The organism is Pseudomonas sp. SWRI18 (genome assembly GCF_014268345.1).
Lineage (GTDB): Bacteria > Pseudomonadota > Gammaproteobacteria > Pseudomonadales > Pseudomonadaceae > Aquipseudomonas > Aquipseudomonas cedrina.
The window spans coordinates 148,497-161,880 of the sequence record NZ_JACCQQ010000015.1 but is presented as its reverse complement, the minus strand read 5'-3'; the positions used below and the strand labels follow the sequence as shown (position 1 = coordinate 161,880).

The window sequence follows — 13,384 nt, the reverse complement described above, 5'->3', positions numbered from 1 at the left end:
GCTGTCGAGCCCCGGCGAGGCTGCGAAGGCGGCGGTACATTCAACATCTTCATCGCCTGACCCACCGCCTTCGCGGCCTCGCTAAAGCTCGGGAGGTCCCACAGGGGATCGGCTTTGTCGGCGGGATTTCAGTTGTACCTGCGAACGCCTTCTCGGCAACGACCGAGACCAACTGTGGGAGCTGTCGAGCCCCGGCGAGGCTGCGAAGGCGGCGGTACATTCAACATCTTCATCGCCTGACCCACCGCCTTCGCGGCCTCGCTAAAGCTCGACGGCTCCCACAGGGGATCTGCTTCGCCAGCGGAATTTCGGTTGTGCCCAGGCCCTACTCAGTGATCTTGTCGATGTTCTTGTAGAACAGTTCACTGTCCCGTCCATCCGTCATCGAATGCAGTGAATAGGCACGATTCAACCGCGCGCCGCCATCGCGGGTCAGCGGGGCCCATACCAGGTTGGCGCGGCGCATGGTCGACAGGCTCATCAGCTCATCGAAGGGAATGGACAGGTAGAGGCCTTTGTCGAAACTGCCCTCGCCAAACGCTTGCTTGGACACATTGGTACGGGTGATCCATCCCCCAATACGCACGCCGTTGTTGAATTCGCGCGACAGGTCCAGCGTCGCCCCCCAGTCCCTGGCCAGGTAGCGGCCGACGCTCAAGGCGCCCTGCAGGTTGAACGGCAGGTCGGTATAGCCGGTGATATGCCCGGTTACCGTGCGGTAATCGCGCAGGCTGAAATCCTGCTCGAAGCCGCGCTGGCGCACGTAGTTCAGGTCAGCGCCCAGCGCCCAACCCCGGCCCATCGGCCGGTACAGCAGTTCGCTGCCGACACCGGCATACATCGACTCGAGCAAACCGCCGTAGACCATTCCGTACAGATCCTGGTCCAGGCGCTGCGCATGATTGAGCTGGAACGTCGGCAAGGTCACGTCGGCGCTGGTCATGTACTTGCGCAAGTCAGTACGTACCCGTGGCAATCCGGTGGGCGCGTCATAGGTAAAACCATCGTAGTTGTTGAGCAGGTTGACGCTCAGCAAACCGCTCCACCAGGTGTTGCGGGTAAAGCGGTATTCAGCGTCGAGGTCAGCGGAAACCTGGTAGAGCAAACCATCCGGCCCGCCGACGTTCTGCTTGTAACCAAGGCCCAAGCCATAGCTCAAGGGCTTGGGCGGCTGGGTATAGAGCACCGTCTGCGTGCGCTCGCTGGCGCGATTGACCTCGACCTGGCGGTGCAGGTTTTGCAGGTCTTCGCGGTTGTTGACCACCTCACGGAAGGTCCCGCGCGGCACGCTGGTTTCCTCCATCGGCATGGCGTAGCGCTCGCTCACCAGCGTGAACCAATCGATCTGCTCATTCACGCTGTTATCCAGGATACGACTGGCGCGCCCAACCGCCTTGGCGCTGTAGAAGTAGCGCTGTTGTTCGCCATACACCAGCAGCTCTGACCCGCGTTGGGTGATGCGCTGCACGTTGTAGCCGGCATTGTCGTGCAGGCGCTGGGAAACCGCCGCCCAGTCCACCTGATCCGGCGGCGTGGACGGTGCCTTGGCAGGCAGTGGGGGCGCCGGTGGGTCGTAGGTTTTCAGCGGTGCCTTGCGGCTGACGAAATTGGTGTGCAGGGTGATGCCGAACATGGCGGTGTTGCCACGTTCCCAGGCAGCACTTACATCGATGGCGTCGGCCACCTTGTAGACCAGGCCCAGGTTGACCGGCGAGTCCTGGCGAAATGAGTTGTCACGAGGTTCGTTCTTGTAGTCGTTGCCTTCAACCTCAAGCTTGAGGCTCAAGGGCGCCCAGGGCGTCTGGTAGGCGATACCGCCGAACAACGCCGGCCGGCCGCGAAAATAGCCGTTGGAAAAGCTGCCGGAACCTTCAGCGACGGGGCGTCTGTTGTACCGATCATCCAGCATGCCCAAAGGGTTACCGAAATCACCACGGCTGCCCAGGTAGCCCCAGGCGATGCCGGCGCTGAAATCCACATCGCCATAACGCTTGTTGATTACAAGGTACTCGCTGGAGAACAACCCGGTGCCGCCCAGGTCCATGAACCCCAGTGCCACCTCCGGTAGCCAGTGGTTTTCCTGATACAGGCGCACCTTGGCGTCGACCGCCTTGTCCTTGTAGCTCTGGCCGCCGCTGAACGACTCGGCGCCATAAGGGCGGTTGGTGATGGCGGTGTAGCGAAAGGTGCCTTCCAGCCAGTCCAGCGGCTGTGCCGAAAAACTGTAGCGGCTGTAAGGCTCGGTGCGATTGGCATTGATGCTGAGCTCGCCGACGGGTGCCATGCGTGCGGTAGGGGTTTGCAGCAGCCCCACGCCGCCGAAATCGCTCTGGGTGTAACGGGGGTCGCCATGCGCGACGCCACAGGGCACCAGCAGCACGGCCGCGATACAGAATTTCAAGGCGTGACCTCGGCCAAGGGTTGGGTGGCGAGAAACTCTGCCAATTGCTGATTCAATTCAGGGGTGGGCGTCACCAGGTCGTCGCTGCGAATCGGCACCAGCAGCGTGCTGCCGGGCGCGGGAGGCGCGCCCTGTTCGCGGTTCCATGGCGCAATACCCAGGCGCGTGACATGCCCGTCGGGCTGGATCAGCCACAGGTAATCGCTGTCCGCCGCGTTCGATGACGGGCATGCGCCGAGGTAGTCGCGGGCCTGGCGCAGCGCCTGAAACGCCAAGGTACACGGGGCGGCAACCGCCCCCAGCACCCGCACGCTGTCAGGCCTCGGCGGGTACACCAGGCGGTCGCCTTCGCTGACCGGCAGGTTCGGCGCAAAGCCCACCTCCACCGCCACCGGGTCGAGCATCGCCACCTGGCGACCGGTCACCGGCAATGCCTGCACCTGTTGATAGAGCCGCGCGGCCACACGGGCTCGTTCTTCGCGCCCGTCGGCCAACGCGGCCTGCTGCAGGGTCTGCAAATCAAACAACACGCCGGCCTTGAGCCGTGCCTGGGGTTCGCGCAAAGGCTGACGCAGCCAGGCAGCGGCCAGCCAATAGCCTTGGGCATCCGGTTGCGAGGCGATGATCAGATCCAGCAAGCGCGCCTCGGCTGGCAGCGCGACAGGGCCAGGGTTACGCACCTGGCCGCTGACCGTCATGGCGGCCTGGCCCACACCGGCGCAGCTCCACAACAAGACCAGCGCCGCGAGTGTTGGACGGGTCATCGGGCGTCCTTACGGCTGGGTTGCAGCTGAGTAATGGTCAGGGTCAGGCTGGGCGTGAGGTGCTGTTCGCTCTGCACGATAAAACCGTCGCTGGGGTCGACCCAATAACGGTTGCGCGCATGAAACTGCGGCGCCTCGATGTCTTCGTCCACCCGCAGCAAGGCGTAGGGTTTGTCGAGGATCTGGAGGGTCTCGATACCTTTGCGGGTCAGTCGGCTGGTGAGCGTGACGCCCATGCGGTAACCCTCCACGACGTCGAGCTGGCGCGTACTGCGATAGCCATCCGGCACCTGGTGCAACCCTTGCTGGAACGGCGATTGCCCCTGCCAGCGCGTACCGTCCAGGTCGGCGCCCAGGCCGACCGTGCGCACCACCAGGCCGTTGCGCAGCAGCAGGACCTGCTTGCCGGAGGCGACCCAGAATTGCAGGTCGCCGCGCTGGCGAATCAGCGCCATTGTGCCTTCGCTGGACATCGTGGCGACCTTGATCTGAGGAAAGGGCACCGCATCCAACTGGGCCTGGCTCAGCACCAGGGGCGCGGGCCCGGCCACGGCCGCCTTGAAGGTATCCAGAGAGGCCTTCATCAGCGGATTACAGCCAGCCAGCAGCCACGCCGCCCCCATGCACGTCATGATTTTCAGAGTGTTCACGCAGGTTCCACCTTATCGGTCGCTGGCTTCACTCAGGTTGTTCTGAGTGGACGCGCCGATCCCGACAATCGTGGCGGAAGGGATCAACTGGCTGATAAAGCGGTTCCAGCGCGTGATATGGGCGGGGCCGACAAACACTACGTCCTGGGGCTGCACGTTAAAGCGCGTGGCCAGGGCCATGGCCGAAGGGGAAGCCGCTTCCAGCTGGAACACCTTGGCCGGTTCCACATCGATGTGCTGCGCGCCGCGAATCACGTAGATGGCGTCAGCGTTGGAGGTGTTCTGGTTGACCCCGCCCACCGAGCCGAGCACGTCCGAAAGGTTCATGCTGCGGGTCTTGAAGCTCAACGCGCGCGGTTGCATCACCTCGCCCATCACGTAGATGCGCTTGCGGTCGTTGTAGGCCAGGTACAGCTGGTCGCCGTCCTTGAGGTAGATGTCGTTCAAGCGCGACGGCGCAAGGTTGAGCGTGTCCAGATCCAGGGTATAGCGCTTGCCGCCACGGGTAAGCGTCAGGTTCGACAGGTCGGCATTGAGCGGGTCGATCCCCGAAGTAGAAACGGCCTCCATGACCGTCATCGGAATCGTGGTGATCGGCAGCGGCCCCGCCTTGGCGACCGCGCCGGTGACCACCACGCGCTGGCTGGCAAACCGCAGCACGCTGACGTCTACCTGCGGGTTGTCGATGTATTGGCGCAACTTGTCGGTGATCTCACTGCGCAGTGCTTCAATGGTGCGCCCCTTGGCCACCAGTTCGCCCACATAGGGGTAGAACAGATTGCCTTCGGGACTGACCAAACGACCGTTGGCGTCGATCTGCTGTTGCGGGCCGGAAGGTGCGGTGAGTTCCGGGTGATCCCACACAGTGATATACAGCGCGTCATTGGCGCCGATCAAATACGGTCCAGGCTTATAACTCAATAGTTGCGCCGGGATGGAATAAGGCACTTGAGTGGCTGCGTCCATGGCGAGCAACTTCGGAGTGATCGGGATTAAATCCACCCGACTGTTTTCCGACCCGCCATCCTGGGTCAGCGCCGCCGTGTCCATATATTGGCCAGGGGCAAACATGCAGCCTTGCAACAATGCCGCAGCCACGGCCGCAACGGAAAAAATACGCATCATAGTGCTAGGACACTCGCGATAAACGACAAGAAAAAAAGACCACTTGGGCGGGGAATCCAAGCGGTCGAAAAACAGAAGGGTTACAACTAGTTGCCGGTACCTGTGGTGCCGGTCGTGCCAGTAGTCCCCGTGGTGGTGCCGCCGTTGGAACTGCCGCCGCTGTTGGAGGCAGCGGCGACGCCGGCAACAAGGGCGCTGGTGAGCAGCACGGTTTGCGCCACGGTCACCGTTCCTACCACGGGGGTGCTAAGCCCCAACGGCAACTCGGCAGCCAACACGGACGTACTCAAGACACTGAGTACAATGACAGCCAGTGCTTTCTTCATAACAGACTCCTTATCGTCAATGAGTGGCCAGGCCGATAGTGCCATTCAACTAAACCGCCTACCAGACAGCTAACTTTTAACGGGGTTAGTTGAAAATAACGTTTTCCCGGCCAAGCGCCCGGCCCTCAATGCCTTGCTCGCCACTGTCGTTATATAAAACGTTATTAATTGTCGAACACTTCAGGCCCTGCCGTATTTATCTTCAAACCGCACGATATCGTCTTCACCCAAATAAGAGCCGGACTGCACCTCGATCAACTCCAGGGGAATGACGCCTGGGTTTTCCAGGGCATGCACCTGACCGATGGGGATATAAGTCGACTGGTTTTCCGAGACCAGGTAAGTCTGCTCGCCATTGGTGACCCGGGCCGTGCCACTGACCACGATCCAGTGCTCGGCGCGGTGGTGATGCATCTGCACCGACAACTTGGCTCCCGGTTTTACGGTGATGCGCTTGACCTGATAGCGCGGGCCGTTGTCCACCGAGTCATACATGCCCCACGGCCGGTACACCTCACGGTGGTTGAGGTGCTCATGGCGGCCGGCGGCCTTGAGCCGGTCGACGATGCCCTTGACCTGCTGCACCTGATCCTTGTGGGCCACCAGTACGGCGTCCTTGGTTTCGACGATGATCAGGTCCTGCACCCCCACGGTGGCGACCAAGCGGCTGTCGGCGTGCACATAGGTGTCGCGGGTCTCCAGCAGCACCCCATCACCGCGCAACACATTGCCGCTCGCGTCTTTTGCGCTGGCCTCCCACAGCGCCGACCATGAGCCGATATCGCTCCAGCCGGCCTGCAACGGCACCATCACCGCGTCATTGGTTTTCTCCATCACCGCGTAGTCGATGGAGTCGTCCGGGCACGCTGCAAAGGTTTCGGCATGCACGCGGGTAAACGGCAAGTCCTGGCTGCCGCCTTCCAGCGCCACGCGGCAGGCCTCGAGAATGGCCGGTTGGAAGCGTTCGAGCTCCTGCAGGTAGCGGCTGGCGCGGAACATGAACATGCCGCTGTTCCAAAAGTAATCACCGCTGGCCACGTACTGCGCCGCCGTGGCGGCGTCGGGTTTCTCGACAAAGCGTTTGACCCGGTAACCGCCCTCGCCCATTGCGGCGCCCTGCTCGATGTAGCCGTAGCCGGTGTGGGCACTGGTGGGCTTGATGCCAAACGTCACCAGCTTGCCGTCCCTGGCCTGTGGCAGCGCCACTTCAAGGCTGGCATGGAACGCCGGAATGTCTTCGATCAAATGGTCCGCCGCCAACACCAGCAGGATCGGGTCGTCGGACTCGGCAACCGCCTTGCACGCCGCCAGCGCGATGGCCGGCGCCGTGTTGCGCCCCACCGGCTCGAGCAGGATGCTCGCCTGCTCCATGCCCAACTGACGCAATTGTTCGGCCACCAGAAAACGGTGCTGTTCGTTGCAGATCAGTTGCGGCAATGCCACGTTGGCGCCGGCGAGCCGGGTAATGGTCTGCTGCAGCATCGACAGGTGCGCATCGGTCAGGCGCAGGAACTGCTTGGGGTTCAGTTGCCGCGACAGCGGCCACAGGCGCGACCCCGAACCGCCAGCCATGATCACGGGTATTAACATGAGGGCATCCTTGGGACAGAGAGTCAGAAGTAGGCACGGGTGTGGGCATGCACCCGTGGGCTGAAGCGCAGCTCATCCTGCGGCCACCAACGGAACTGCTGGTGTTGTTCGGCGGGCGGCTGCAGGGCGGGGTTGTCATCCAGCTCCAGGCAATAGCCGAGCACCACGTAGTGGGTGTCCGGGCCGGTCCCGGCATCGGCGAAGACACTGTCAGCGTAAAAGTGCTCGAACACCCCCAGCAGCCGTGCGCTGGCGCGTTCGAAGGTGCGCCCCAGCTCATCGAGGGTGATGCGCCGGAATGCCGTGTCCAGGCTTTCGTTTTTCTGGATACGCCCACCGGGCACGAACCAGAAGCCATGGGCGGGTCGATTGACGCGCAGGCCAAGCAACACCTCGCCACGGCGGTTTTTAATCACCAGGTCGATCGCCACCAGGGGCGTCGACGCCACGACCGTCTGGAAGGTCGGCAAATCAAGCCACATACCCATCAAACCTGTGCCATGAAGCGTTGCAGAATGCGTTCCTTGTCGAGGAACTCCTTGGCGTAGTTCAACGCCACCTCATTGCGCGCAGGCAATGCCAGCACGCGCTCGATGCCGGCGTTCAGCGCCGCCACCGACTCCGGCTCGATCAACACCGCAATGCCCGGGTGTTCCTCGCACAGGCGACCAAGAGTGGTATCGGGATCGGCGGTGATAATTGCATTGCCGCCCACCGCCAGGATGTTGGTGAGCTTGGACGGCAGCACTGAATCGGCCACGCCGCGTTTCTGGATCACCAGGTGCGCGTCGACCGACGCCAGCAGCGCCGGCAGATCCTCGTAGGCCTGCAGCGGCGCGAACAGCACGTTGGGCAGGCCGTCGCGCTGTACCCGTTCACGCAGGCGCGCCTTGCCGGTGCCCTGGCCGACGATCAGGAAGACCAGATCCGCACGCTGGGCATGGGCCTGGGCGGCGTCGAGGATCAGTTCCAGCCCTTGCTTCTCGCCGATGTTGCCCGCGTACAGCAACACTCTGGCTCCCGGTGGCACACCGAGGCGCACAAGCAACACATGGTTATGACGCACTTGGCCAAACCGCGCGGTTTCCGACCAATTGGGGAAGAACACCAGGCGTCGGCTGTTCACTCCCTTGGCACGCGCCTTGTCGAGCATGCCGCTGGAAATCGTCGACACCCGATCAAAACGCCGCAGCAACCAGCGCTCGATGCCAAACGCCAGGCGCCGCGACACGGAACCGCCACCCAGGCCCAGGCCGAACATCGCGTCCACTTCGTAATCCTGGATATGCAGCACCGACCGCGCCCCACTGAGCTTGGCCAGCAACAACGCCTGGGGCGCACAAAACAGGGTCGGCACCACCAGCATCACCAGGTCCGGCTTCCAGCGCAGTTGCCCCAGCACCGCCAGCAGCGAGCTGGCGGCAAAGCTCGCCAGGTGCAGCAGGCGCGTCAACGCGCCGGGCTGGCGCGGCACATACAGCGGGCACCGAATCACCGTCACGCCAGCGTCCTGTTCGGTGCGAAAACGCCACGGCGAATAGCCCTCGCCCACCTGCCACTGCGGGTAATACGGCGGCGCCGTCACCACGCGCACTTCATGGCCCTGCCCGGCCAGCCAGCGCGCCTGCTCACCGCTGTACTTGCCGATACCGGTGAGTTCCGGGCTGTAATTGATGCCGTACAAAAGGATTTTCATCACTGACCCCGAGGCTGTTCGAGGGCCGCGAGATACGCGTTGTAAGCGTCGCGCAAGCCCTCCTCCAGCGGCACATAGGCTTCCCAGCCCAAGGCATTGATGCGGCTCACATCCAGTAATTTGCGCGGGGCGCCGTCGGGTTTGCTGGCGTCGAAGCGCAAGCGCCCCTGGAAACCGGTCACCCGCACCAGGGCCTGGGCCAGCTCGGCGATGGTGCAATCCACCCCGGTGCCGACGTTCAGGTGCGAACGCATCGGCAGGGTCTGTTCGCGGTAGCGCGCGACATCGAGCTCCATCACATGCACGCTGGCGGCGGCCATGTCATCCACATGCAAGAACTCGCGGCGCGGCCGGCCACTGCCCCAGATCACTACCTCTTCGTCGCCGCGCTGGGTCGCCTCATGGAAGCGCCGCAGCAAGGCCGCGATCACATGGCTGTTTTGCGGGTGATAATTGTCGCCCGGCCCGTACAGGTTGGTCGGCATCACACTGCGGTAATCACGCCCGTGCTGGCGGTTGTAGCTCTCGCACAGCTTGATCCCGGCGATCTTGGCCACGGCGTAAGGCTCGTTGGTCGGTTCCAGCGCACCATCGAGCAACACCGCCTCGATCATCGGTTGCGGCGCATGCACCGGGTAGATGCACGACGAGCCGAGGAACAACAGTCGCTGCACGCCATGGCTGTGGGCGGCGTGAATCACATTGGCCTGGATCATCAGGTTCTGGTAGATGAAGTCCGCCGGGTACGTCGCGTTGGCATGAATGCCCCCCACCTTGGCGGCCGCCAGGTACACCTGGTCCACGCGCTGCTCGGCAAAGTAGGCCTGGACCGCCGCCGGATCGAGCAGGTCCAGCTCAGCGCGGCCGGCCGTGAGGATCTGGCTATAACCCAGCGCCCACAGGCGGCGCACGATGGCCGAACCCACCATGCCACGATGGCCGGCGACGAAGATACGTGCGTCAAGATCGCGCGCCATGCTCAGTTCTCCACCGCGATCGGTGCGTCATGCCCGTGCAGACGCAACAGGGCGTGGCGCTGGGCAATCTTCAGGTCTTCGCGGACCATCTCCGCACACATGTCCTGCGCACTGATTTCAGGCGTCCAGCCCAGTTTGTGCTTGGCTTTGGACGGATCACCCAACAGCGTTTCCACCTCCGCCGGGCGGAAGTAGCGCGGGTCCACCCGCACAATTACATCCCCCACCAGGATGCCCGGTGCCAGGTCGCCGTCGATCCGCTCGACCACCGCCACCTCCTCCACGCCCCGACCGACAAAACGCAAGGTCAGGCCCAGCTCCGCCGCCGACCAGCGAATAAAGTCACGCACCGAATACTGCACGCCCGTGGCGATCACAAAATCCTCGGGGCTGTCCTGCTGCAGCATCATCCACTGCATGCGCACGTAGTCTTTGGCATGCCCCCAATCGCGCAGGGCATCCATGTTGCCCATGTACAGGCACGGCTCCAGGCCCAGGGCGATGTTGCTCAAGGCGCGGGTGATCTTGCGCGTCACGAAGGTTTCACCGCGACGCGGCGACTCGTGGTTGAACAGGATCCCGTTGCACGCATACAGCCCATAGGCCTCGCGAAAGTTCACGGTAATCCAGTAGGCATACAACTTGGCCACGGCATAGGGCGAGCGCGGGTAGAACGGCGTGGTCTCCTTCTGCGGGGTCTCCTGCACCAGCCCGTACAACTCGGAGGTCGAGGCCTGGTAGAAACGGGTTTTCTTTTCCAGGCCCAGCAAACGGATCGCCTCGAGGATGCGCAAGGTGCCCAGGGCGTCGACATCGGCGGTGTATTCCGGTGAATCAAAGCTCACCGCCACGTGGGATTGGGCACCGAGGTTGTAGATTTCATCGGGCTGGATCTGCTGGATGATGCGCGTCAGGTTGGACGAATCCGCCAGGTCGCCGTAGTGCAGGATCAGGTTCTTATGCAGGGCCTGTGGGTCCTGGTAAATGTGATCGATGCGCTGGGTATTGAACGACGACGAACGTCGCTTGAGGCCGTGCACCGTGTAGCCTTTTTCCAGCAGCAGTTCCGCCAGGTACGAGCCATCCTGACCGGTGATCCCGGTAATAAGCGCGACTTTGTTCATGTCTGTCTCCCGATTGATAGGCGAGCGAAGGCCGTCACCCAAACTTGGGTGTTTGTTAAAAACGGTCAGTTACTTCGTTGTGGGCAGGTTCAAGTTATGTCCGGTCAACTTTGAAAGTTCCCGGACAATGGCGTCCTTATCGTTTAAATGAGCAATCGCGGTTTCCAGTTCCAGCACTTTGGCGCCGACCAGAAACCGGTACCAATAACCCTGGAGCAGGTGGTAGACGAGGCCGCTGCGGCCATCGAGAAACCCCAGTTGGAACACATAGCGCCACAAGAAATAGGCCGTGGAACTCAAGGTGAACGGCACGCGGTTGTACAGCCGGTTCTTGACCAGGCGCTTGGCCCTGGCCTGGAACGAACTCTGTCCGGTGTGCAGTTCATCGCGGATCGCGAACAGCCCCAGCCGGGCATTGAGCACCTCGATCGCTTCGCGGGTGGCATAGCCGTTGTGCTTGTGGGTAAAGAAGGTCAAGTCATGCAGGTTGTGGTCGGCAAACCCACCCTCCAGGGTGATGGTGCGTCCCTCGGCCACCGAGATGTGCTCATCCATCCATCGGTCCTCCATGCGCCCCAGGCCGGTGCGCCACAGCCGCAGCATTTTCAACGGGTAACGTCCGCCATGCCGCACCCAACGGCCCATGAAAATATGCTTGCGCTTGAAATTGATGCCGGTGATATCGCTCGCCAACGCCGGCAACCGCGTGTTGATCTCGGCGGCAAGGTCAGCCTCAATGACCTCGTCGGCGTCCAGGCGCAGCGTCCAGTTGCCAGTGATCGGCAGGTGGTCCAGCGCCCACTGGAACTGCTTGGCCTGGTTGACGAACGCATGCTGCACCACCAACGCGCCGTGGCGGCGGGCGATGTCGCAGGTGTCGTCGGTGGAGAACGAATCCACCACCAGCACCTCATCGCTGAAGGCACGCACCGACTCGATGGCCCGGGCGATGTGCAGGCTTTCGTTGTAGGTGAGGATGATGACGGTGATGGTTGTGCGGTTCATGGCGTCAGCTCCTGCACGTACTGGATGCGCTCGCTGATTTGCCGGGCTGGGTGCCCGGCGTGTACGGTCCACGGCTGTGCGATGCTCTTGACCACCAAGGCGCGCGCGCCCACCACCACGCCGTCAGCAATGGTGACACCCAGGGTGATAAAGGCTTCCGCACACACCCACACGTGTTCACCCAACACGATGGGCTTGGCAAACAGCTGGAAATTCTTGCTGTTGTAGTCGTGGGAACCACCGCACAAATGCGCCCCTTGGGAAATCACGCTGAAACGCCCGATGCGAATCATCGCCATGTTGTAAAGCGTGGTGCCGTCGGCAATGCCGACATGATCGCCCAGCTCCAGGTTCCAAGGTGCCCAGACCTTCGCCCGTGGGTAAACGTGCACGCCTTTGCCAAGCTGCGCACCGAACAACCTGAGCAGGAAGGCCCGCCAGGCATGAAACGGGCGTGGGCTGGTGCGAAACAGCGCCACGTACACCATGTTCCAGAGTTGGCGGCGCACCCGATGGCCAAATGAGAAGGACGGCGACCGATGCGGGTCATTGCCTTGCAAAATCACGGGAAACACTCCCGCACGATTTCCAACAGACGTTGCGCGCCACGCCGAATATGAAAACGCTCGGCAAAACACACCTTGGCCCGTGTGGACATCTGCGCGTAGCCGGTCGCATCCAGCTGCAACCAGCGCTGTAGGTTTTGCAGCGTTCCCGCCGCCGTGTCTTCGTTTACAAACCCTACGGCGTCTTTTTCGATTTCACGCCAGATATTCACTTTGTTGCTGATCAGCACAGGTTTGCCGCAGGCCAGCGCCTCAGCCACGACCACACCAAAGTTTTCCTGATGCGACGGCAGGCAAAAAACTTCGCAAGCGTAGAACGCCCCCCACTTCGCAGCCCCTTGCAACATGCCGGGCCATGTTATGCGCTCGGCGATGCCCAATTTCTCGGCCTGATCCTGCAGAGTCTGCACCCAATCGGCCTGATCGGGGCCGGCCATGACCAGGTGCAAACGCTCGTCCTGCCCGGCAACCCGGGCAAAGGCTTGCAACAAGTGGTCGCAGCCCTTTTTTTTATGGATACGGCTCAAGAACAGGACTATCCGCTTGCCCCTCAATTGCGGATGATCATTGATGAAATCTTGCGCCAGGCGTGCATCGTCAGCCGGCGGGCTGGCGGTGCCGTAAGCGGTAATCGTCTCGTTGACGCGATAGAGCCAGAACGATTCGCGCGCACGAATCTGCTCTTCCTCACTGGTAAAAACCACGCGCCGCGCATCCCTCAACACGCGGTATTCGCCCCACGGCCAGTACAACCATTTCTTCAAATGCTTGAGCGGATACTCGTGCTTGAACCAGGGATCCAGCATGCCATGGGTATACACGATGTAAGGCCGACCGAGGCTGTTCAACACCTGGCGAGCCACAAAACCGTGGTACTGCCACAGCCCGTTGATGATGAAAAAATCATAGTCCCGGGCATGCTGCTCAAGCCATTGACGGATATTGCCGTTCAACCCGTAGCCGAATCGGCTAGGCCCCATGAAATGCACGGGGCCGGGATAATCGACAGCGAACGCCCCATCCAGCGTGAGTACATCAACGAGATGCCCGTCCTGGACGAGCACCGTGTCAATTTCCCGGGCCGCGTTGATGGGGCCGCCCTTTTCCGGTTTAACCGAAGATATGATTCTTAATAACTTCAAGTGCTGTCGTCCGCTGAT

13 protein-coding genes are annotated in these 13,384 nt (G+C 62.0%); all 13 read right to left on the bottom strand.

Going from position 1 to position 13,384, the window contains the following annotated elements:
• Positions 1–325 precede the first annotated feature (325 nt).
• Positions 326–2,401: a YjbH domain-containing protein gene (locus H0Z09_RS17620; RefSeq protein WP_186691901.1), complete on the bottom strand. Its 2,076-nt coding sequence runs from the start codon at positions 2,399–2,401 to the stop codon at positions 326–328.
• Entirely contained in the window at positions 2,398–3,165 is a 768-nt protein-coding gene (locus tag H0Z09_RS17615) for a capsule biosynthesis GfcC family protein (RefSeq protein WP_076952527.1), read from the bottom strand. The genes H0Z09_RS17620 and H0Z09_RS17615 overlap by 4 nt, the downstream gene beginning before the upstream one ends.
• On the bottom strand, positions 3,162–3,815 hold the full coding sequence (locus H0Z09_RS17610) for a YjbF family lipoprotein (RefSeq protein ID WP_346656798.1): 654 nt from the start codon (positions 3,813–3,815) through the stop codon (positions 3,162–3,164). Before H0Z09_RS17610 ends, H0Z09_RS17615 begins: the two co-directional genes overlap by 4 nt.
• Before the next feature lie 12 nt (positions 3,816–3,827).
• A complete protein-coding gene (locus H0Z09_RS17605; RefSeq protein ID WP_186691899.1) occupies positions 3,828–4,940 on the bottom strand; it encodes a polysaccharide biosynthesis/export family protein in 1,113 nt (370 codons plus the stop codon).
• A gap of 86 nt (positions 4,941–5,026) precedes the next feature.
• Positions 5,027–5,266, bottom strand: a complete 240-nt coding sequence (locus H0Z09_RS17600; protein ID WP_076952530.1) for a hypothetical protein — start codon at positions 5,264–5,266, stop codon at positions 5,027–5,029.
• 180 nt (positions 5,267–5,446) lie between these two features.
• Positions 5,447–6,856, bottom strand: a complete 1,410-nt coding sequence (locus tag H0Z09_RS17595; RefSeq protein WP_186691897.1) for a mannose-1-phosphate guanylyltransferase/mannose-6-phosphate isomerase — start codon at positions 6,854–6,856, stop codon at positions 5,447–5,449.
• Positions 6,857–6,879: 23 nt separating this feature from the next.
• Positions 6,880–7,338, bottom strand: coding sequence for a GDP-mannose mannosyl hydrolase (locus H0Z09_RS17590; protein ID WP_186691888.1), 459 nt, complete (start codon positions 7,336–7,338; stop codon positions 6,880–6,882).
• 5 nt (positions 7,339–7,343) lie between these two features.
• Entirely contained in the window at positions 7,344–8,552 is a 1,209-nt protein-coding gene (locus tag H0Z09_RS17585; RefSeq protein WP_186691886.1) for a glycosyltransferase WbuB, read from the bottom strand.
• On the bottom strand, positions 8,552–9,529 hold the full coding sequence (locus H0Z09_RS17580) for a GDP-L-fucose synthase (protein WP_076952533.1): 978 nt from the start codon (positions 9,527–9,529) through the stop codon (positions 8,552–8,554). Before H0Z09_RS17580 ends, H0Z09_RS17585 begins: the two co-directional genes overlap by 1 nt.
• A 2-nt stretch (positions 9,530–9,531) precedes the next feature.
• Complete coding sequence (gene gmd / locus H0Z09_RS17575; RefSeq protein ID WP_186691884.1) at positions 9,532–10,653, bottom strand: GDP-mannose 4,6-dehydratase; 1,122 nt, start codon at positions 10,651–10,653, stop codon at positions 9,532–9,534.
• A 69-nt stretch (positions 10,654–10,722) separates the two neighbouring features.
• Positions 10,723–11,658 carry a glycosyltransferase family 2 protein gene (locus tag H0Z09_RS17570; RefSeq protein ID WP_186691882.1) on the bottom strand — a complete coding sequence of 312 codons (936 nt, stop codon included), beginning with the start codon at positions 11,656–11,658 and terminating at the stop codon, positions 10,723–10,725.
• The gene (locus tag H0Z09_RS17565) at positions 11,655–12,224 is read right to left on the bottom strand and encodes a putative colanic acid biosynthesis acetyltransferase (protein WP_186691880.1); all 570 of its coding nucleotides are present in this window, start codon (positions 12,222–12,224) and stop codon (positions 11,655–11,657) included. Before H0Z09_RS17565 ends, H0Z09_RS17570 begins: the two co-directional genes overlap by 4 nt.
• Entirely contained in the window at positions 12,221–13,366 is a 1,146-nt protein-coding gene (locus tag H0Z09_RS17560) for a glycosyltransferase (protein WP_186691878.1), read from the bottom strand. The genes H0Z09_RS17565 and H0Z09_RS17560 overlap by 4 nt, the downstream gene beginning before the upstream one ends.
• Positions 13,367–13,384 lie beyond the last annotated feature (18 nt).

What these genes read in the sequence shown, in the direction of transcription:
- gmd (WP_186691884.1), bottom strand. Translation starts at nt 10,653, where the DNA reads ATGAACAAAGTCGCGCTTATTACCGGGATCACCGGTCAGGATGGCTCG.
- H0Z09_RS17585 (WP_186691886.1), bottom strand. Translation starts at nt 8,552, where the DNA reads ATGAAAATCCTTTTGTACGGCATCAATTACAGCCCGGAACTCACCGGT.
- H0Z09_RS17605 (WP_186691899.1), bottom strand. Translation starts at nt 4,940, where the DNA reads ATGATGCGTATTTTTTCCGTTGCGGCCGTGGCTGCGGCATTGTTGCAA.
- H0Z09_RS17615 (WP_076952527.1), bottom strand. Translation starts at nt 3,165, where the DNA reads ATGACCCGTCCAACACTCGCGGCGCTGGTCTTGTTGTGGAGCTGCGCC.
- H0Z09_RS17580 (WP_076952533.1), bottom strand. Translation starts at nt 9,529, where the DNA reads ATGGCGCGCGATCTTGACGCACGTATCTTCGTCGCCGGCCATCGTGGC.
- H0Z09_RS17570 (WP_186691882.1), bottom strand. Translation starts at nt 11,658, where the DNA reads ATGAACCGCACAACCATCACCGTCATCATCCTCACCTACAACGAAAGC.
- H0Z09_RS17590 (WP_186691888.1), bottom strand. Translation starts at nt 7,338, where the DNA reads ATGTGGCTTGATTTGCCGACCTTCCAGACGGTCGTGGCGTCGACGCCC.
- H0Z09_RS17600 (WP_076952530.1), bottom strand. Translation starts at nt 5,266, where the DNA reads ATGAAGAAAGCACTGGCTGTCATTGTACTCAGTGTCTTGAGTACGTCC.
- H0Z09_RS17595 (WP_186691897.1), bottom strand. Translation starts at nt 6,856, where the DNA reads ATGTTAATACCCGTGATCATGGCTGGCGGTTCGGGGTCGCGCCTGTGG.